Source organism: Pseudomonas sp. CP4, from assembly GCF_047758505.1.
GTDB lineage: Bacteria > Pseudomonadota > Gammaproteobacteria > Pseudomonadales > Pseudomonadaceae > Aquipseudomonas > Aquipseudomonas fluorescens_AO.
This window is the reverse complement of the sequence record NZ_CP180489.1, coordinates 1,065,404-1,082,213: the sequence shown is the minus strand read 5'-3', so window position 1 is coordinate 1,082,213 and position 16,810 is coordinate 1,065,404. Positions and strand designations below refer to the sequence as shown.

The following is a 16,810-nucleotide window of genomic DNA, read 5'->3' as shown; positions in this document are numbered from 1 at the left end:
CGGCGGGATTCTCATAGTTCGGTCTACGCAAACGTTTGCGCGGCTTGGAAGGGCATTTTCTCCCGGAGCTGTGACGTAGCTTACGTCAGCGCAAACGTTGCTCACAATAATCATAAGATCGGAGTGAACCCATGAAGCTGCCCTTCGCCGCACGTCTTCTTGCTGTCGCTATGCTGGCTGCCACAGCCGCCGCACTACCCGTCTCCTCGGCGTTCGCCGAATCCGCAGAAAAACCCAAAGTCGCGCTGGTCATGAAATCTTTGGCCAACGAATTCTTCCTGACCATGGAAGACGGCGCCAAGGCCTACCAGAAAGAACACTCCGCCGATTTCGATCTGATTTCCAACGGTATCAAAGACGAAACCGACACCGCCGGGCAGACCCGCATCGTCGAACAAATGATCCTGGCCAAGGTGAACGCGCTCGTGATCGCACCTTCAGACTCCAAAGCCATGGTGCCAGTGATCAAGAAGGCCGTAGACGCCGGTATCACGGTGATCAACATTGATAACCAGCTCGATCCTGCCGTGGTCAAAAGCAAAAACATCAACGTCCCGTTCGTAGGTCCGGACAACCGCAAGGGTGCTCGTCTGGTCGGCGAATACCTCGCCAAGCAACTCAAGGCGGGCGACCAGGTCGGCATCATCGAAGGCGTGTCCACCACCACCAACGCGCAGGCACGCACGGCCGGTTTCAAGGACGCGATGGACGCTGCACAGATCAAAGTAGTCTCGCTGCAATCCGGTGACTGGGAAATCGACAAGGGCAACAAGGTTGCCGCTTCGATCCTCAGTGAATACCCGGACGTCAAAGCGCTGCTGGCCGGTAACGACAGCATGGCGGTCGGCGCCGTTTCCGCAGTCCGTGCTGCCGGCAAGGCAGGGCAGGTAAAAGTCGTCGGTTACGACAACATCAATGCGATCAAGCCGATGCTCAAGGACGGCCGCGTGCTGGCGACAGCTGACCAGTTTGCTGCGAAACAAGCAGTGTTCGGCATCGAAACCGCATTGAAGATCATCAAGGGCGAGAAAGTCGACAGCGGTGCCAACGGCGTAATCGAAACACCGGTCGAGCTGGTCACCCAGTAAGTCATCTGGCGACACAACGGCGCTCGTCCGTCCGGGCGAGCGCATGGAGATTTCTATGTCAGTTTCCGCCCCGAACGCTGTCCTCTCGGTCAGCGGTATCGGCAAGACCTATGCGCAACCGGTGCTCACTGGCATCGATCTGACGCTGATGCGCGGTGAAGTACTGGCGCTGACCGGCGAAAATGGTGCCGGCAAAAGTACCCTGTCAAAGATCATTGGTGGTCTGGTCACGCCGACCACCGGCCAGATGCAATTCCACGGCAAGGACTATCGTCCGGGCAGCCGTACCCAGGCTGAAGAGCTTGGCGTGCGCATGGTCATGCAAGAACTCAATCTGTTGCCGACGCTGTCGGTGGCGGAAAACCTGTTTCTGGATAATCTGCCGAGCAGCGCTGGCTGGATCAGTCGCAAGCAGTTGCGCAAGGCGGCGATCGAAGCCATGGCGCAGGTCGGCCTCGATGCGATCGACCCGGACACACTGGTTGGCGAGTTGGGTATCGGTCATCAACAGATGGTCGAAATCGCGCGCAACCTGATTGGCGATTGCCACGTGCTGATCCTTGATGAGCCGACCGCGATGCTCACGGCGCGCGAAGTCGAAATGCTCTTCGAGCAGATCACCCGATTGCAGGCCCGTGGTGTTTCCATCATTTATATTTCCCATCGCCTCGAAGAACTGGCGCGGGTGGCCCAGCGTATTGCTGTGCTGCGTGACGGCAATCTGGTCTGCGTCGAGCCGATGGCCAACTACAACAGCGAGCAACTGGTCACCTTGATGGTCGGTCGCGAATTGGGCGAACACATCGATATGGGGCCGCGCAAGATCGGCGCTCCGGCGTTGACGGTCAAAGGCCTGACGCGTTCGGACAAAGTCCGCGACGTCTCCTTCGAAGTGCGTGCCGGGGAGATTTTCGGCATTTCCGGATTGATCGGGGCAGGGCGCACAGAGTTGCTGCGGCTGATCTTCGGTGCCGATGCCGCCGACAGCGGCACCATCGCGCTTGGCTCGCCGGCCAAAGTCGTGAGTGTTCGCTCGCCTGTCGATGCCGTACGCAATGGCATCGCGTTGATCACCGAGGATCGCAAGGGCGAAGGGCTGCTGCTCAGTCAGTCGATCAGCGCCAATATCGCCTTGGGCAACATGCCGGAAATCTCCAGTGGCGGCTTCGTCAACAACGGCGACGAAATTTCCCTGGCGCAGCGTCAGATCGAGGCCATGCGCATCCGCAGTTCGAGCCCGACGCAATTGGTCTCGGAACTGTCCGGCGGCAATCAGCAGAAGGTCGTGATCGGCCGCTGGCTGGAGCGCGACTGTTCGGTACTGCTGTTCGACGAGCCTACTCGCGGAATCGATGTCGGCGCCAAGTTCGACATCTATGGTCTGCTCGGCGAATTGACCCGGCAGGGCAAGGCGTTGGTGGTGGTGTCCAGTGACTTGCGCGAGTTGATGCTGATCTGTGACCGGATCGGCGTGCTTTCGGCAGGGCGCCTGATCGACACTTTCGAGCGCGACAGCTGGACCCAGGATGATTTGCTTGCCGCCGCATTCGCCGGCTACCAAAAACGTGATGCGTTGCTCAATGAAGCGGCGCCTAGGGATCTCCCATGAAAACTGCATCTCCTGCCAGTAAACGTAGTGGCAATTTCTTCGGCCTGGGTACTTATCTCGGTCTGGCCGGTGCCTTGCTGGCGATGATTGCGCTGTTCTCGGTTCTGAGCAGCCACTTCCTCTCGTACAACACTTTCAGCACCCTGGCCAACCAGATTCCCGACCTGATGGTGCTGGCGGTGGGCATGACCTTTGTGTTGATCATCGGCGGCATCGACCTTTCGGTCGGCTCGGTGCTGGCCCTGGCCGCGTCAACAGTCAGCGTTGCGATTCTCGGCTGGGGCTGGAGCGTTTTGCCAGCGGCGTTGCTCGGCATGGCGGTGGCGGCTCTGGCCGGCACTATTACCGGCTCGATCACCGTGGCCTGGCGGATTCCATCGTTCATCGTCTCCCTCGGCGTGCTGGAAATGGCCCGTGGCTTGGCCTATCAGATGACCGGGTCGCGCACTGCTTACATTGGCGATGCGTTTGCCTGGCTGTCGAATCCGATCGCGTTCGGCATTTCCCCGTCGTTCATCATTGCTTTGCTGGTGATCTTTATCGCGCAGGCAGTTTTGACCCGCACTGTTTTCGGCCGCTACCTGATCGGCATCGGTACCAACGAAGAGGCGGTGCGTCTGGCCGGGATCAATCCCAAACCCTACAAGATTCTGGTGTTCAGCCTTATGGGTTTGCTGGCGGGCGTTGCCGCGCTGTTTCAGATTTCGCGTCTGGAAGCGGCTGACCCGAACGCAGGCTCTGGCCTGGAACTGCAAGTGATCGCAGCGGTGGTTATCGGCGGCACCAGCCTGATGGGCGGGCGCGGTTCGGTGATCAGTACGTTCTTCGGCGTGTTGATCATTTCCGTGCTCGCGGCCGGACTCGCGCAGATTGGTGCGACGGAGCCGACCAAGCGCATCATCACCGGTGCGGTAATCGTTATCGCTGTGGTGCTCGACACCTATCGCAGTCAACGCGCCAGTCGCCGGGGCTGAACCATGGCAACGATCAAGGATGTAGCGGCGCTCGCGGGCATTTCCTACACGACCGTGTCGCACGTGGTGAACAATACCCGTCCGGTCAGTCAGGAAGTGCGGCGCAAAGTCGAGGCGGCGATCAAGAGTCTCGACTACGTGCCCAGTGCCGTGGCGCGCTCGCTGAAAGCCAAGACCACCGCGACCATCGGTTTGCTGGTACCGAACAGTCTCAACCCGTACTTCGCCGAACTGGCGCGGGGAATCGAGGATTACTGCGAGCGTAACGGCTACTGCGTGATCCTCTGCAACTCCGACGACAATCCGGACAAGCAGCGCAGTTATCTACGCGTGTTGCTGGAAAAACGCATCGACGGTTTGATCGTTGCCTCCGCTGGTGGTGACAGTGGTCTGGCCGAAGGGCTGGCGGGTGTGAAAACGCCGATGGTCATTGTCGACCGCGGCCTGGAGGGTGTGAATGCCGATCTGGTGCGCATTGACCACGAATACGGCGCTTATCTGGCAACCCGTCACCTGCTCGAGTTGGGTCATCGCGACATCGCCACGATTGGAGGCCCGGCCAGTACCAGCGTGGCGCAAATGCGTCAGGCCGGTTATTGCCGAGCGCTGCAAGAGGCAGGAATAGAAGTGCGCGAAGAGCGCATGCTGGAAAGCGACTTCACCAGCACCGGAGGTTACAACGCCGCTGCCCGCTTGCTTGAAAGCAATCCGCCGAGTGCGATTTTTGCTGGCAACGACATGATTGGTATCGGTGTGCTGCGTGCGGCGGCCGAACGTAACGTGCGAGTGCCGGCCGAATTGTCGGTGATCGGCTTCGATGACATTCAGATGAGCCGTTATGTCTATCCGGCGCTGACCACGGTCGGCCAGTCGATCCTGCAATTGGGCGAGATGGCCGCCGAGGTGCTGTTGCGCAGGATTGCTGTGCCGGATTCCGGCACCGATCAACGCATCGTGACCCCGAGCATTGTCCTGCGCGAATCGACCGCGCCGCTGTCCGGCGTGTTCACCGAATATCGCTGAAACCGAATTGATGAGTAGTGATGTATGCCAGCAAATGTAGTGGTAATAGGCAGTCTGAACATGGACCTGGTCACCCGGGCGCCAAGGCTGCCGCGCGGCGGTGAAACGCTGATCGGACATTCCTTTGCCACCGTGTCGGGAGGCAAGGGCGCCAATCAGGCGGTTGCCGCTGCTCGTCTGGGCGCGCAGGTGGCGATGCTCGGTTGCGTCGGAAATGACGACTACGGTGTGCGATTGCGCGATGCCTTGCTCGCCGAGCACATCGACTGCCAGGCTGTCAGTGTCGTCGAGGATTCCAGTGGCGTGGCGCTGATTGTGGTGGATGACCACAGCCAGAACGCCATCGTCATTGTCGCCGGTGCCAACGGCGCAATGACGGAAGCAGTTATTGACCGTTTTGATGCGGTTTTGCAAGCCGCCGATGTGGTGATCTGTCAGCTCGAGATTCCCGATGCGACAGTCGGTCATGCGCTCAAGCGTGCGCGTGAACTGGGTAAAACCGTCATCCTCAACCCGGCCCCGGCCAGCCGTCCTTTGCCGGCAGACTGGTTCGCGGCGATCGATTATCTGATTCCCAACGAGAGCGAAGCGGCCGCATTGAGCGGGATCGCGGTCGACTCGCTGCAGTCGGCAGAAACGGCTGCCAACCAATTGATTGCCATGGGCGCCAGCAAAGTCATCGTCACCTTGGGCGCGCAGGGCTCGTTGTTCGCCGATGGCAAAGGCTTCGAACATTTCCCCGCGCCGACCGTGAAGGCGGTCGATACCACGGCGGCAGGCGACACGTTTGTTGGTGGTTTCGCCGCAGCCCTGGCCAGCGGCAAGTCCGAGGCCGAGGCGATTCGCTACGGTCAGGTCGCCGCTGCACTGTCGGTTACCCGCGCCGGTGCGCAACCGTCGATTCCAACCATGTCCGAAGTACAGGCGTTCAGACCCGCATGAAAAAGACTCCTTTGCTTAACGTCGCGCTGTCGCGACTGATCGCGTCTCTTGGCCACGGTGACATGGTGGTGATTGGCGACGCCGGTTTGCCGGTGCCGCCGGGCGTCGAGTTGATCGATCTGGCGCTGACCCATGGTATCCCTGACTTCGTCAGCACCCTGAAAGTCGTGCTCAGCGAAATGCAGGTAGAAAGCCATGTGCTGGCCAGAGAGATCTTCGATAAGCGGCCCTCCGCGCTGGCCGATCTGGACGCGATGAACGAAGAGGGCGCGCTGGGCCGTAGGGATCTGCTCACCCACGAGCAGTTCAAGGTGCTTAGCCGACAGGCCAGGGCGATCATTCGTACAGGAGAATGTCAGCCGTACTGCAACATCGTTCTGGTCGCCGGGGTTACATTCTGATTTCCGATTTCACCTGCACAAGGAATGCGCCATGCAACGCTATGCTGAGAAAATTCACCAACTGATCCGGAGCCTGCTGCTTTTGTCCGTGATAACTGCGACCGGCGCCCAGGCGGCGGAAAAGATCGACTTGATCATCGATACCGATCCCGGCGCTGACGACGTGGTCGCCTTGCTCTTCGCTCTGGCGTCGCCGGATGAATTGAACATCCGTGCCCTGACCACCGTTGCCGGCAACGTGCGCCTGGACAAGACTTCGCGTAACGCACGGCTGGCTCGCGAATGGGCAGGGCGCGAAGATGTACCGGTTTACGCCGGTGCGCCGAAACCGCTGATGCGTACGCCGATCTACGCCGAGAATATTCATGGCAAGGAAGGCTTGTCGGGCGTGACGGTCCACGAGCCGAAGAAAGGCCTGGCGAAAGGAAATGCGGTCAATTATCTGATCGACACGCTTAAATCGGCCAAACCGCACAGCGTCACCATCGCCATGCTCGGCCCGCAGACCAACCTGGCGCTGGCGTTGATCCAAGAGCCGGAGATCGTTCAGGGCATCAAGGAAGTGGTGATCATGGGCGGGGCGCATTTCAACGGTGGCAACATCACCCCTGTGGCTGAATTCAACCTGTTCGCTGATCCGCAGGCTGCCGAGGTGGTGCTCAAGAGCGGGGTGAAACTCACCTATCTGCCGCTCGATGTGACCCACAAGATTTTGACCAGTGACGCGCGCCTGAAGCAGATTGCCGCGCTGAACAACAATGCCAGCAAGATCGTCGGCGACATTCTCAACGAATACATCAAGGGCGATATGGAGCATTACGGCATTCCCGGTGGCCCGGTGCATGACGCGACTGTTGTGGCGTATCTGCTCAAGCCTGAGCTGTTCACCGGTCGGGCAGTCAACGTCGTGGTGGACAGCCGGGAAGGGCCGACATTTGGTCAGACCATCGTTGACTGGTACGACGGTTTGAAAGCGCCGAAAAATGCATTCTGGGTTGAAAATGGCGACGCGCAGGGTTTCTTCGATTTGCTGACCGAGCGCCTGAAACGCCTTAAATAAGCCCTCTGATCCGCAGGTCACTGCCTGCGGGTTTTCACTGCGTGTGTTCGGCCGCTACGATGCGGTAGCGTTCGAATACCTGGTTGATGAATTGCTGCGCCGCCTCGATTCCCAGCTCCTTGACCAATAGATCAATGCCGATCAGCGCCAGCTCCTCCGTCGTGCCGGGGCTGTAAGAGCTGTGGCCGTCCGCCCATTTGGCTTTGATGTCGGCGTCGATGCTGAGGCTGGTCATGAGAAGGCTCGAAAGGTCAGGATGTCGGTTTTTCGAGTTAACCATTTTGCGCGGTGTTTGGCACTGCGACTTAGGCATGAGCGGGGCGCTATGCGACACTTGGTCTTTTCCGGCTTCCAAGGACCTTGTTGTGCAAATCGATCTGAATAGCCCTGACGGCCTCACGCTCGAAGCAGTGCGCCAATTGCTCGCCTCGGCCAGTGACGACGTACACAACCAGTTGCGCGTGAGCAAAGATGGCATCGCCTATCTGTCCACCGTGACCGGCGGGCAGGATATTGACGGTCTGCGGTTTCGCCTGGAAACCTGGGCAAAGGGCTCGGGCTATGTAGGCAACGTCGCAGCCAGCGATGAAGTCTGGGTGACGCAGATTTTCAACGCCCTCAGGGACAACTGGCCGAATCCGCCGTATGACTACATCGACGTTTATTGAGCGTCGTTAATATTCAGTCACGATTGTTTGCTGAGTCGCCGCGCGCAGCTCAGGCACACTCGGCATTTTTCCGCTCGTGGGGCAGGGCATGGCTTGCGCCTTGAAACCAAACGCCGCATTGGCGGTCGCACGATCTCTGCTTAAACATTTGAAAACAAGGAGGCTTCATGCCTTTGAAGTTCGCGACACTGGGTGCACTGATGGCCGCTACGCTGTTGGCTGGTTGCAGCACAACCTCCAGCGAGTCGGCAAAGGAACCCGTGGCTGCTGAATCGGGAAACAGCCGCTGCGAAGCATCGGCAGCGCAATTCGCCATCGGCAAGAAGGCATCCCCTGAATTGCTGGATCAGGCACGTGCCAAGGCTGGGGCGCAAAATGCGCGCTTCCTCAAGCCGAACGACATGATCACCCTGGAATACCGCTCCGACCGCCTGAACCTGAACACCGACAACAACCTGGTGGTCACCCGCGTCAACTGCGGCTAAGTCTTTTTTTCAGGCATAAAAAACCCCGTCACCAGGACGGGGTTTTTTTAGTGCGCCGAGAAATTACTCTGGGCGAACTTGTGCAGCTTGCATACCCTTTTGGCCTTTCTCAGCCACGAAGGAAACAGTCTGGCCTTCTTTCAGGCTTTTGAAACCGTCGCTTTCGATAGCTTTGAAGTGTACGAACAGGTCGTCACCGCCACCTTGAGGAGTGATGAAGCCGAAGCCTTTTTCATCGTTGAACCATTTAACGGTGCCGGTTTGGCGATTAGACATGGTGTATCTCCAAGAAACATATATTTTCAGTAGTACTGTGCTGCTCAGGCCAACTGGGCACACCCGGGTATCATAGTCGAAATGTTCGCTTTGGGAGCCCCCCGGACGTGCTGTTTGCCAATCAGTCGTGTTTTCTTTACCGCCTGTTTCTGCTGAAAGCCCCGGTTTGAAAGGCTTGCAGCGAAACGTAAAGACGATAAAAAAACCTGTAAAACCTGCATAAATCGTCTGAAAAGCTTCATTTCCAGCACTTTTTTCCGCCTTTCAGCCGACCAGAATGCGCGGTTTTATTATTTTTTCGCCGGAGGATTTGCCTTGCATTTGGCGATCTGGCCGAGGGCTTTCTGTTGCAGTTCAGGAGTCGCCTTGTTGTCCATCAGTGCCTGAATATCGCTGGCCGGATAGGACTTGATAGCGTCGGCACCGCAAGCACAGTGGGATTTCGCCGCGGCAGCACCGATTTGCTGGGTCGCAGCCTGAGTGCACTGGGCCATGTACTTCTCGCGCTCGCCTTTTGGCCAGTCGGCATGGGCGCTCAGTGGCAAAAGCAGAACGACGGGGGCGACGAGGGCGAATAAGCTTTTCAGACGCATGCGAGGATGCTCCTTGTGGGTCAATGTCTTGTTATCTGAGGGCGCGAGGGCCGATCAAGTTCAGCACTCTGGCATAAAAACGGACATTTCGCCTTCTGCCAAATCAAGGCGTGGGCGACCGCTCATCTGTGCTAGCATGCCGGGCTCAAGCGTTCTCAGGCTTAGGATGACCTTCAGTCCCGAAGCGGTCGGCGTGCGAATTTTTCGATTTGAATCCCAGTCACTCTGGTTCGGTTTTCCGGTTGGCCGCAAGGCTCCTGCCGCTGTAAGGCAGGCGTTCGTCATTGAATGGCCTGGATCGGATCTTGTACTGGCTCATCCCAACCCACGTGACCTTTGGTAGGGGTCACCACTAGGAGAGGAGGCGCCATGCCAACTATTACTCTTCCCGACGGCAGTCAACGTTCATTCGATCACCCGGTTTCCGTAGCCGAGGTGGCCGCATCCATTGGTGCAGGTCTGGCCAAGGCCACACTCGCCGGCAAGGTCAATGGCCAACTGGTCGACGCCAGCGACATCATCAGCAGCGACGCGACCCTTCAAATCATTACGCCAAAGGATGAAGAGGGGCTGGAGATCATTCGCCACTCTTGCGCGCACCTGGTTGGCCACGCGGTCAAACAGCTGTACCCGACCGCGAAGATGGTCATCGGCCCGGTCATCGACGAAGGCTTCTATTACGACATCGCCTATGAGCGTCCTTTCACGCCGGAAGACATGGCGGCCATCGAACAGCGCATGCAGCAGCTGATCGAGAAAGATTACGATGTCATCAAGAAAGTCACTCCGCGCGCTGAAGTGATCGAAGTGTTCAAGGCTCGCGGTGAAGACTACAAGCTGCGCCTTGTCGAAGACATGCCGAACGAGCAGACCATGGGTCTGTACTATCACGAAGAATATGTCGACATGTGCCGCGGCCCGCACGTGCCGAACACACGCTTTCTGAAATCCTTCAAGCTGACCAAGCTGTCGGGCGCCTACTGGCGCGGCGACGCCAAGAACGAGCAATTGCAGCGCGTTTACGGCACCGCCTGGGCTGACAAGAAGCAGCTGGCGGCGTACATCCAGCGCATCGAAGAAGCCGAGAAGCGCGATCACCGCAAGATCGGCAAGCGCCTGGGCCTGTTCCACACCCAGGAGGAATCCCCGGGCATGGTGTTCTGGCACCCGAACGGCTGGACGCTTTACCAGGTGCTCGAGCAGTACATGCGCAAGATCCAGCGCGACAACGGCTATCTTGAGATCAAGACTCCTCAAGTTGTCGACCGCAGCCTGTGGGAAAAGTCCGGGCACTGGGCCAACTACGCCGACAACATGTTCACCACTCAATCGGAAAACCGCGACTACGCCATCAAGCCGATGAACTGCCCGTGTCACGTGCAGGTGTTCAATCAGGGCCTGAAGAGCTACCGCGAGCTGCCGATGCGTCTGGCCGAGTTCGGTGCGTGCCACCGTAACGAGCCGTCGGGTGCGCTGCACGGCATCATGCGCGTGCGAGCGTTCACTCAGGACGACGCGCACATCTTCTGCACCGAAGAGCAGATGCAGGCCGAGTCCGCTGCGTTCATCAAGCTGACCATGGATGTCTATCGCGATTTCGGCTTTACCGAAGTCGAGATGAAACTGTCCACTCGTCCGGAAAAACGCGTCGGCTCCGATGAACTCTGGGATCGCGCTGAAGCAGCATTGGCTGCAGCCCTTGATTCTGCTGGCCTGCCGTACGATCTGCAGCCGGGCGAGGGTGCCTTCTACGGGCCGAAGATCGAGTTCTCGCTGAAAGATTGTCTCGGTCGCGTCTGGCAGTGTGGTACCTTGCAGCTCGATTTTAACCTGCCTGTCCGTTTGGGCGCTGAATACGTCTCTGAAGACAACAGCCGCAAACACCCTGTGATGTTGCACCGTGCGATCCTCGGTTCGTTCGAGCGTTTCGTCGGGATTCTGATCGAGCACTACGAAGGTGCGTTCCCTGCGTGGCTAGCGCCGACCCAGGCGGTGATCATGAATATCACTGATAAACAGGCAGATTTTGTTGCAGAGGTTGAAAAAACTCTCAACGAAAGCGGATTTCGTGCCAAGTCCGACTTGAGAAATGAAAAGATCGGCTTTAAAATCCGCGAGCATACTTTGCTCAAGGTTCCCTATCTTTTGGTTATCGGAGATAAGGAAGTCGAGATGCAGACTGTCGCTGTGCGTACTCGTGAAGGTGCTGACCTGGGCTCGATGCCCGTCGCCCAGTTCGCTGAGTTTCTCGCGCAAGCGGTTTCCCGGCGTGGTCGCCCAGATTCGGAGTAATTATTATTAAGCGTGAAATGAGACAAGATAAACGAGCTGCACCGAAAGCCCCGATCAACGAGAATATCTCGGCACGCGAGGTTCGGTTAATTGGCGCTGATGGCGAGCAGATTGGCATCGTCTCGATTGATGAAGCGCTTCGTATCGCTGAAGAAGCAAAGCTTGATCTGGTGGAAATTTCCGCAGATGCAGTCCCACCTGTTTGCCGGGTGATGGACTACGGTAAGTCGATCTTCGAAAAGAAGAAGCAGATTGCCGCGGCGAAGAAAAACCAGAAGCAGATTCAGGTTAAAGAAATCAAGTTTCGTCCAGGGACGGAGGAAGGGGATTACCAGGTAAAACTGCGCAACCTGGTACGTTTCCTGAGTGACGGGGACAGGGCCAAGGTATCCTTGCGATTCCGCGGCCGTGAGATGGCCCACCAGGAGCTGGGGATGGAACTCCTCAAGCGGGTTGAACAAGACCTGCTTGAGTACGGTTCGGTCGAACAGCATCCTAAGATGGAAGGACGCCAGCTGATCATGGTCATCGCCCCGAAAAAGAAGAAGTAATCAACAGGGCACGGCAGGCCTTCTGATTATGTTTATCAACTGAATGCGGAGTATCCGAACATGCCAAAAATGAAAACCAAAAGTGGTGCTGCCAAGCGGTTTCTGAAAACTGCTAACGGCATCAAGCACAAGCACGCTTTCAAGAGCCACATCCTGACTAAAATGTCGACCAAGCGTAAGCGTCAACTGCGCGGTAGCAGCTTGCTGCATCCGTCTGACGTGGCAAAAGTCGAGCGCATGCTGCGCCTTCGTTAATTTAGTCAAGAATAGAGGAAGTAACTCATGGCTCGTGTAAAGCGTGGCGTCATTGCCCGTAAGCGTCACAAAAAAATTCTGAAACTTGCTAAAGGCTACTACGGCGCACGCTCCCGCGTATTCCGTGTTGCCAAGCAAGCGGTAATCAAGGCAGGCCAATACGCCTACCGTGACCGTCGTCAGAAAAAACGTCAGTTCCGCGCTCTGTGGATCGCTCGTATCAACGCTGGTGCTCGTGTTAACGGTCTGTCCTACAGCCGTTTCATCGCTGGCCTGAAAAAAGCGTCCATCGAGATCGACCGTAAGGTTCTGGCTGATCTGGCAGTGAACGAAAAAGCGGCGTTTGCTGCGATTGTCGAGAAAGCTAAAGCCACCTTGGCTTAAGTACCCCCGACAGTCACCCGGCCTCACCTCTGTGGGGCCAGGTGTTAAACGTCATAAATAGGGGAAGAGCCTTCAAGCTCTTCCCCTATTTTGTATCTGGAGTCTGTACATGGAAAACCTGGATGCGCTGGTCTCTCAAGCACTAGAGGCTGTGCAAAGCGCTGAAGATATCAATGCCCTGGAGCAAATCCGGGTTCAATACCTTGGCAAGAAGGGCGAATTGACTCAGGTGATGAAGACCCTGGGGAATCTGCCGGCAGAAGAGCGTCCGCAAGTCGGCGCGCTGATCAACGTTGCCAAGGAGCGTGTTACAGGCGTTCTCAATGCGCGCATGGCATTGTTTGAAGAAGCCGAGCTGGCTGCCAAACTGTCTGCCGAATCCATTGACGTGACATTGCCGGGCCGTGGCCAGACCTCTGGCGGCCTGCATCCGGTCACCCGGACTCTGGAGCGCGTCGAGCAGTTCTTCACCCGCATTGGCTACGGCATCGCCGAAGGCCCTGAGGTCGAGGACGACTATCACAACTTTGAAGCGCTCAACATCCCAGGCCATCACCCGGCCCGGTCGATGCATGACACCTTCTATTTCAATGCCAACATGTTGCTGCGCACCCATACCTCGCCGGTACAGGTCCGCACCATGGAATCGAAGCAGCCGCCGATCCGCATCGTCTGCCCAGGCCGCGTGTATCGCAGCGACTCCGATATCACCCACTCGCCGATGTTCCACCAGGTCGAAGGCCTGCTGGTCGATCGCGATATCAATTTTGCCGATCTCAAAGGCACCATCGAAGAATTCCTGCGGGTGTTCTTCGAGAAAGAACTGGCCGTGCGTTTCCGTCCTTCGTACTTCCCGTTCACCGAGCCATCCGCCGAAGTCGATATGGAATGCGTGATGTGCAGCGGCAAAGGCTGCCGTGTCTGCAAGCAGACTGGCTGGCTAGAAGTGATGGGCTGCGGCATGGTTCACCCGAACGTGCTGCGCATGTCCGGCATCGACCCGGAGGAGTTCTCCGGCTTTGCCTTCGGCATGGGCGTCGAGCGTCTGGCCATGCTCCGTTACGGCGTGAATGACTTGCGTCTGTTCTTCGACAACGACTTGCGGTTCCTTGCGCAATTTCGCTAGTCGTAACGAATTCTTAGGAGAGCAGGATGAAATTCAGTGAACAATGGCTGCGCGGCTGGGTTAGCCCGCAGGTAGATCGCGATGAGCTGGTTGCTCGTCTGTCGATGGCCGGTCTTGAGGTCGATAGCGTTACGCCGGCCGCCGGTGTATTCAGTGGTGTGGTGGTGGGTGAGGTGCTGAGCACCGAGCAGCATCCGGACGCCGACAAATTGCGCGTGTGCCAGGTCAGCAATGGTACGGAAACTTTCCAGGTCGTGTGCGGAGCGCCAAACGTGCGCCCGGGCCTGAAGATTCCGTTCGCCATGATCGGCGCGGAACTGCCGGGCGACTTCAAGATCAAGAAGGCCAAGCTGCGCGGCGTCGAGTCGAACGGCATGCTGTGCTCGCAAGCCGAGTTGCAAGTCGGTGAAGGCAACGACGGTCTGATGGAGCTGCCGGCCGATGCGCCGGTGGGCGAAGATTTCCGCGTGTATCTGGATCTGGAAGACGCCAGCATCGAGGTTGACCTGACCCCGAACCGTGGCGACTGCCTGTCCCTGGCCGGTCTGGCCCGGGAAGTCGGCGCCCTGTACGCCGTGCCGGTGACTCGCCCTGTAGTGGCTGCGGTTGCAGCGGTACACGACGAAGTGCGTTCGGTCGAGGTGCTGGCGCCCGCAGCCTGCCCACGTTATCTGGGCCGGGTCATCCGTAACGTCGACCTGTCCAAGCCTACGCCGCTGTGGATGGTTGAACGTCTGCGCCGCGCCGACGTGCGCAGCATCGACGCTGCGGTCGACATCACCAACTACGTGATGCTCGAGCTGGGTCAGCCGCTGCACGCTTTCGATCTTGCCGAAATCAATGGCGGCGTTCGTGTGCGGATGGCTGAAGAGGGCGAGAAGCTGGTTCTGCTCGATGGTCAGGAAGTCAGCCTGCGTAGCGATACGCTGGTCATCGCCGACCACACTCGTGCACTGGCGATCGCCGGCGTCATGGGTGGCGAGCACAGCGGTGTTTCCGCGACCACGCGCGATGTGTTCCTTGAATCTGCGTTCTTCGATCAGATCGCTGTTGCCGGTAAGGCGCGTTCTTACGGCTTGCACACCGACGCTTCGCATCGCTACGAGCGTGGCGTTGACTGGCAGTTGGCCCGTGAAGCCATGGAGCGCGCCACTGGCCTGCTGCTGGAAATCACCGGTGGCGAAGCTGGTCCGGTTATCGAAACTGTCAGCGAGCAACATCTGCCGTCGATTGCGCCGATCACCTTGCGTGCCCAGCGCATCACTCAGATGCTCGGCATGGAAATGGATTCGGCTCAGGTCGAGCGACTGCTCAGCGCCCTGGGCCTGAACATTACCGCTGAAGGGGAAGGGCAGTGGCGCGTTGAAGTGCCAAGCCACCGCTTCGATATCAGTCTGGAAGTCGACCTGATCGAAGAGCTGGCTCGTCTTTACGGTTACAACCGTCTGCCGGTTCGCTACCCGCAAGCGCGTCTGGCGCCACAAGCCAAAGCCGAAGCGCGTAGTGATCTGCCTGAGCTGCGTCGTCTGCTGGTTGCTCGTGGTTATCAGGAAGCGATCACTTACAGCTTCATCGATCCTCGTCAGTTCGAACTGTTCAATCCGGGCGTCGAGCCGCTGTTGCTGGCCAATCCGATCTCCAACGACATGGCGGCCATGCGTTCGTCGCTGTGGCCGGGTCTGGTCAAAGCGCTGCAGCACAACCTCAACCGTCAGCAGGATCGCGTGCGTCTGTTCGAGAGCGGACTGCGTTTCGTGGGTCAGCTTGACGGCTTGAAGCAAGAGCCAATGCTGTCCGGGGTTGTCTGCGGCAGCCGCTTGCCGGAAGGCTGGGCGCAGGGTCGCGATACCGTCGACTTCTTCGACGTCAAGGCTGATGTGGAAGCAGTACTGGGTTTCGCTGGCGCCCTGGATTCGTTCACCTTTGCTCCGGGTAAACACCCGGCGCTGCATCCAGGTCAGACCGCGCGCATAGAGCGTGAGGGTCGTGAAGTGGGCTTCATCGGTGCCATTCACCCTGAGCTCTCGAAAACGCTGGGTCTGGATCGTCCGGTGTTCGTCTTCGAGCTGGTGCTGGCGGAAGTGGCGCTCGGTAAAATGCCGAAATTCCACGAGTTGTCGCGCTTTCCTGAAGTGCGTCGTGACCTTGCACTGATCGCACATAAAGACGTCGCGGCCTCGGCGGTGCTGGACGTAATCCGTGAAAATGCAGGCGAATGGCTCACAGAGCTCAGGCTGTTTGACGTGTATCAGGGTAAAGGTATTGATCCTGATAGAAAAAGCCTTGCAGTCGGCTTGACCTGGCAGCATCCATCGCGCACTCTTAATGACGATGAGGTGAATTCGACGACGCAAAATATCCTCACCTCGCTCGAACAAAGGTTGAACGCCACGTTAAGGAAGTGACGTATGGGGGCTTTGACGAAAGCTGAGATGGCGGAACGTCTGTATGAAGAGCTGGGCCTGAACAAGCGGGAAGCCAAGGAATTGGTAGAACTGTTTTTCGAGGAAATCAGGCACGCTCTTGAAGACAACGAGCAGGTCAAATTGTCCGGTTTCGGCAATTTTGACCTTCGGGACAAACGCCAGCGGCCTGGCCGCAACCCGAAAACGGGGGAAGAAATCCCGATCACGGCTCGCCGTGTGGTCACCTTTCGTCCAGGGCAGAAGTTGAAGGCCCGAGTTGAGGCTTATGCTGGAACCAAGTCATAACGACGAACTACCCGTCATCCCGGGCAAACGCTACTTCACCATCGGTGAAGTCAGCGAGCTGTGTGCCGTAAAGCCACACGTGCTGCGCTATTGGGAGCAGGAGTTTCCTCAGCTCAACCCCGTCAAACGCCGCGGAAACCGCCGGTATTATCAGCGCCAGGACGTGCTGATGATCCGGCAGATCCGTGCGCTCCTTTACGATCAGGGTTTCACCATCGGCGGCGCACGTCTGCGCCTGTCCGGCGACGAAGCCAAAGACGACACCACCCAGTACAAGCAGATGATCCGGCAGATGATTGCGGAATTGGAAGACGTGCTGGTGGTGCTCAAGAAATAAAAAGCTGCGTTTGAATACTTCCAGTTTTCAAACGC

General features: G+C 57.9%; 20 protein-coding genes. 17 read left to right on the top strand and 3 right to left on the bottom strand.

Going from position 1 to position 16,810, the window contains the following annotated elements; genetic code table 11:
• Nucleotides 1-131: 131 nt before the first annotated feature.
• Genes ACMYUN_RS04770 through ACMYUN_RS04740 form a run of 7 tightly spaced genes read left to right on the top strand, consistent with a single transcriptional unit; the run spans nt 132 to nt 7,097 of the window.
• Nucleotides 132-1,088, top strand: coding sequence for a sugar ABC transporter substrate-binding protein (locus ACMYUN_RS04770; RefSeq protein ID WP_039762075.1), 957 nt, complete (start codon nt 132-134; stop codon nt 1,086-1,088).
• A gap of 55 nt (nt 1,089-1,143) precedes the next feature.
• Complete coding sequence (locus ACMYUN_RS04765; protein ID WP_039762077.1) at nt 1,144-2,697, top strand: sugar ABC transporter ATP-binding protein; 1,554 nt, start codon at nt 1,144-1,146, stop codon at nt 2,695-2,697.
• A complete protein-coding gene (locus ACMYUN_RS04760) occupies nt 2,694-3,671 on the top strand; it encodes an ABC transporter permease (protein WP_415763107.1) in 978 nt (325 codons plus the stop codon). The genes ACMYUN_RS04765 and ACMYUN_RS04760 overlap by 4 nt, the downstream gene beginning before the upstream one ends.
• A gap of 3 nt (nt 3,672-3,674) precedes the next feature.
• A complete protein-coding gene (locus ACMYUN_RS04755; protein WP_039762082.1) occupies nt 3,675-4,694 on the top strand; it encodes a LacI family DNA-binding transcriptional regulator in 1,020 nt (339 codons plus the stop codon).
• A gap of 24 nt (nt 4,695-4,718) precedes the next feature.
• The gene (gene rbsK / locus ACMYUN_RS04750) at nt 4,719-5,636 is read left to right on the top strand and encodes a ribokinase (protein ID WP_415763106.1); all 918 of its coding nucleotides are present in this window, start codon (nt 4,719-4,721) and stop codon (nt 5,634-5,636) included.
• Complete coding sequence (gene rbsD / locus ACMYUN_RS04745; RefSeq protein WP_039762084.1) at nt 5,633-6,037, top strand: D-ribose pyranase; 405 nt, start codon at nt 5,633-5,635, stop codon at nt 6,035-6,037. Before rbsK ends, rbsD begins: the two co-directional genes overlap by 4 nt.
• A 31-nt stretch (nt 6,038-6,068) precedes the next feature.
• A complete protein-coding gene (locus tag ACMYUN_RS04740) occupies nt 6,069-7,097 on the top strand; it encodes a nucleoside hydrolase (protein WP_415763105.1) in 1,029 nt (342 codons plus the stop codon).
• Between the two features lie 34 nt (nt 7,098-7,131).
• Here ACMYUN_RS04740 and ACMYUN_RS04735 read toward each other — a convergent pair whose 3' ends face one another.
• Nucleotides 7,132-7,332 carry a hypothetical protein gene (locus ACMYUN_RS04735; RefSeq protein WP_039762086.1) on the bottom strand — a complete coding sequence of 67 codons (201 nt, stop codon included), beginning with the start codon at nt 7,330-7,332 and terminating at the stop codon, nt 7,132-7,134.
• Nucleotides 7,333-7,462: 130 nt separating this feature from the next.
• Between ACMYUN_RS04735 and ACMYUN_RS04730 the strand changes: the two genes are divergently transcribed.
• Nucleotides 7,463-7,765 (top strand): hypothetical protein, encoded by a 303-nt coding sequence (locus tag ACMYUN_RS04730; RefSeq protein WP_039762088.1) that lies wholly within the window; start codon nt 7,463-7,465, stop codon nt 7,763-7,765.
• A 167-nt stretch (nt 7,766-7,932) separates the two neighbouring features.
• Nucleotides 7,933-8,250 carry an I78 family peptidase inhibitor gene (locus tag ACMYUN_RS04725; RefSeq protein WP_039762089.1) on the top strand — a complete coding sequence of 106 codons (318 nt, stop codon included), beginning with the start codon at nt 7,933-7,935 and terminating at the stop codon, nt 8,248-8,250.
• 63 nt (nt 8,251-8,313) lie between these two features.
• Here the strand turns inward: ACMYUN_RS04725 and ACMYUN_RS04720 are convergent, their stop codons facing one another.
• Both ACMYUN_RS04720 and ACMYUN_RS04715 read right to left on the bottom strand, forming a co-directional pair.
• Nucleotides 8,314-8,526: a cold-shock protein gene (locus ACMYUN_RS04720; protein ID WP_003179963.1), complete on the bottom strand. Its 213-nt coding sequence runs from the start codon at nt 8,524-8,526 to the stop codon at nt 8,314-8,316.
• A gap of 290 nt (nt 8,527-8,816) precedes the next feature.
• Nucleotides 8,817-9,119, bottom strand: coding sequence for a hypothetical protein (locus ACMYUN_RS04715; protein WP_039762092.1), 303 nt, complete (start codon nt 9,117-9,119; stop codon nt 8,817-8,819).
• Nucleotides 9,120-9,488: 369 nt separating this feature from the next.
• Between ACMYUN_RS04715 and thrS the strand changes: the two genes are divergently transcribed.
• The 8 genes from thrS to ACMYUN_RS04675 all read left to right on the top strand — a co-directional run bounded on the left by thrS (nt 9,489) and on the right by ACMYUN_RS04675 (nt 16,775).
• Nucleotides 9,489-11,411, top strand: a complete 1,923-nt coding sequence (gene thrS, locus ACMYUN_RS04710; protein WP_039762094.1) for a threonine--tRNA ligase — start codon at nt 9,489-9,491, stop codon at nt 11,409-11,411.
• The gene (gene infC / locus ACMYUN_RS04705) at nt 11,411-11,962 is read left to right on the top strand and encodes a translation initiation factor IF-3 (RefSeq protein ID WP_169432615.1); all 552 of its coding nucleotides are present in this window, start codon (nt 11,411-11,413) and stop codon (nt 11,960-11,962) included. The genes thrS and infC overlap by 1 nt, the downstream gene beginning before the upstream one ends.
• A 60-nt stretch (nt 11,963-12,022) precedes the next feature.
• On the top strand, nt 12,023-12,217 hold the full coding sequence (gene rpmI / locus ACMYUN_RS04700) for a 50S ribosomal protein L35 (protein WP_002553160.1): 195 nt from the start codon (nt 12,023-12,025) through the stop codon (nt 12,215-12,217).
• A gap of 27 nt (nt 12,218-12,244) precedes the next feature.
• Entirely contained in the window at nt 12,245-12,601 is a 357-nt protein-coding gene (gene rplT / locus ACMYUN_RS04695) for a 50S ribosomal protein L20 (protein ID WP_002553161.1), read from the top strand.
• 109 nt (nt 12,602-12,710) lie between these two features.
• Complete coding sequence (gene pheS, locus ACMYUN_RS04690; protein WP_003226365.1) at nt 12,711-13,727, top strand: phenylalanine--tRNA ligase subunit alpha; 1,017 nt, start codon at nt 12,711-12,713, stop codon at nt 13,725-13,727.
• A gap of 26 nt (nt 13,728-13,753) precedes the next feature.
• Nucleotides 13,754-16,132, top strand: a complete 2,379-nt coding sequence (gene pheT, locus ACMYUN_RS04685; RefSeq protein WP_415763104.1) for a phenylalanine--tRNA ligase subunit beta — start codon at nt 13,754-13,756, stop codon at nt 16,130-16,132.
• A gap of 3 nt (nt 16,133-16,135) precedes the next feature.
• Nucleotides 16,136-16,438 carry an integration host factor subunit alpha gene (gene ihfA / locus ACMYUN_RS04680; protein WP_002553164.1) on the top strand — a complete coding sequence of 101 codons (303 nt, stop codon included), beginning with the start codon at nt 16,136-16,138 and terminating at the stop codon, nt 16,436-16,438.
• Nucleotides 16,419-16,775: a MerR family transcriptional regulator gene (locus ACMYUN_RS04675; protein ID WP_003179985.1), complete on the top strand. Its 357-nt coding sequence runs from the start codon at nt 16,419-16,421 to the stop codon at nt 16,773-16,775. Before ihfA ends, ACMYUN_RS04675 begins: the two co-directional genes overlap by 20 nt.
• Nucleotides 16,776-16,810: the final 35 nt, after the last annotated feature.

Bases quoted from the DNA above. Each gene is read 5' to 3' on its own strand.
- ACMYUN_RS04760 (WP_415763107.1), top strand. From the start codon at position 2,694: ATGAAAACTGCATCTCCTGCCAGTAAACGTAGTGGCAATTTCTTCGGC.
- rbsK (WP_415763106.1), top strand. From the start codon at position 4,719: ATGCCAGCAAATGTAGTGGTAATAGGCAGTCTGAACATGGACCTGGTC.
- ACMYUN_RS04765 (WP_039762077.1), top strand. From the start codon at position 1,144: ATGTCAGTTTCCGCCCCGAACGCTGTCCTCTCGGTCAGCGGTATCGGC.
- rpmI (WP_002553160.1), top strand. From the start codon at position 12,023: ATGCCAAAAATGAAAACCAAAAGTGGTGCTGCCAAGCGGTTTCTGAAA.
- rbsD (WP_039762084.1), top strand. From the start codon at position 5,633: ATGAAAAAGACTCCTTTGCTTAACGTCGCGCTGTCGCGACTGATCGCG.
- ACMYUN_RS04740 (WP_415763105.1), top strand. From the start codon at position 6,069: ATGCAACGCTATGCTGAGAAAATTCACCAACTGATCCGGAGCCTGCTG.
- pheS (WP_003226365.1), top strand. From the start codon at position 12,711: ATGGAAAACCTGGATGCGCTGGTCTCTCAAGCACTAGAGGCTGTGCAA.
- ACMYUN_RS04720 (WP_003179963.1), bottom strand. From the start codon at position 8,526: ATGTCTAATCGCCAAACCGGCACCGTTAAATGGTTCAACGATGAAAAA.
- rplT (WP_002553161.1), top strand. From the start codon at position 12,245: ATGGCTCGTGTAAAGCGTGGCGTCATTGCCCGTAAGCGTCACAAAAAA.
- ACMYUN_RS04675 (WP_003179985.1), top strand. From the start codon at position 16,419: ATGCTGGAACCAAGTCATAACGACGAACTACCCGTCATCCCGGGCAAA.
- thrS (WP_039762094.1), top strand. From the start codon at position 9,489: ATGCCAACTATTACTCTTCCCGACGGCAGTCAACGTTCATTCGATCAC.
- ACMYUN_RS04770 (WP_039762075.1), top strand. From the start codon at position 132: ATGAAGCTGCCCTTCGCCGCACGTCTTCTTGCTGTCGCTATGCTGGCT.
- ACMYUN_RS04755 (WP_039762082.1), top strand. From the start codon at position 3,675: ATGGCAACGATCAAGGATGTAGCGGCGCTCGCGGGCATTTCCTACACG.
- ACMYUN_RS04735 (WP_039762086.1), bottom strand. From the start codon at position 7,332: ATGACCAGCCTCAGCATCGACGCCGACATCAAAGCCAAATGGGCGGAC.
- pheT (WP_415763104.1), top strand. From the start codon at position 13,754: ATGAAATTCAGTGAACAATGGCTGCGCGGCTGGGTTAGCCCGCAGGTA.
- ACMYUN_RS04725 (WP_039762089.1), top strand. From the start codon at position 7,933: ATGCCTTTGAAGTTCGCGACACTGGGTGCACTGATGGCCGCTACGCTG.
- ACMYUN_RS04715 (WP_039762092.1), bottom strand. From the start codon at position 9,119: ATGCGTCTGAAAAGCTTATTCGCCCTCGTCGCCCCCGTCGTTCTGCTT.
- ihfA (WP_002553164.1), top strand. From the start codon at position 16,136: ATGGGGGCTTTGACGAAAGCTGAGATGGCGGAACGTCTGTATGAAGAG.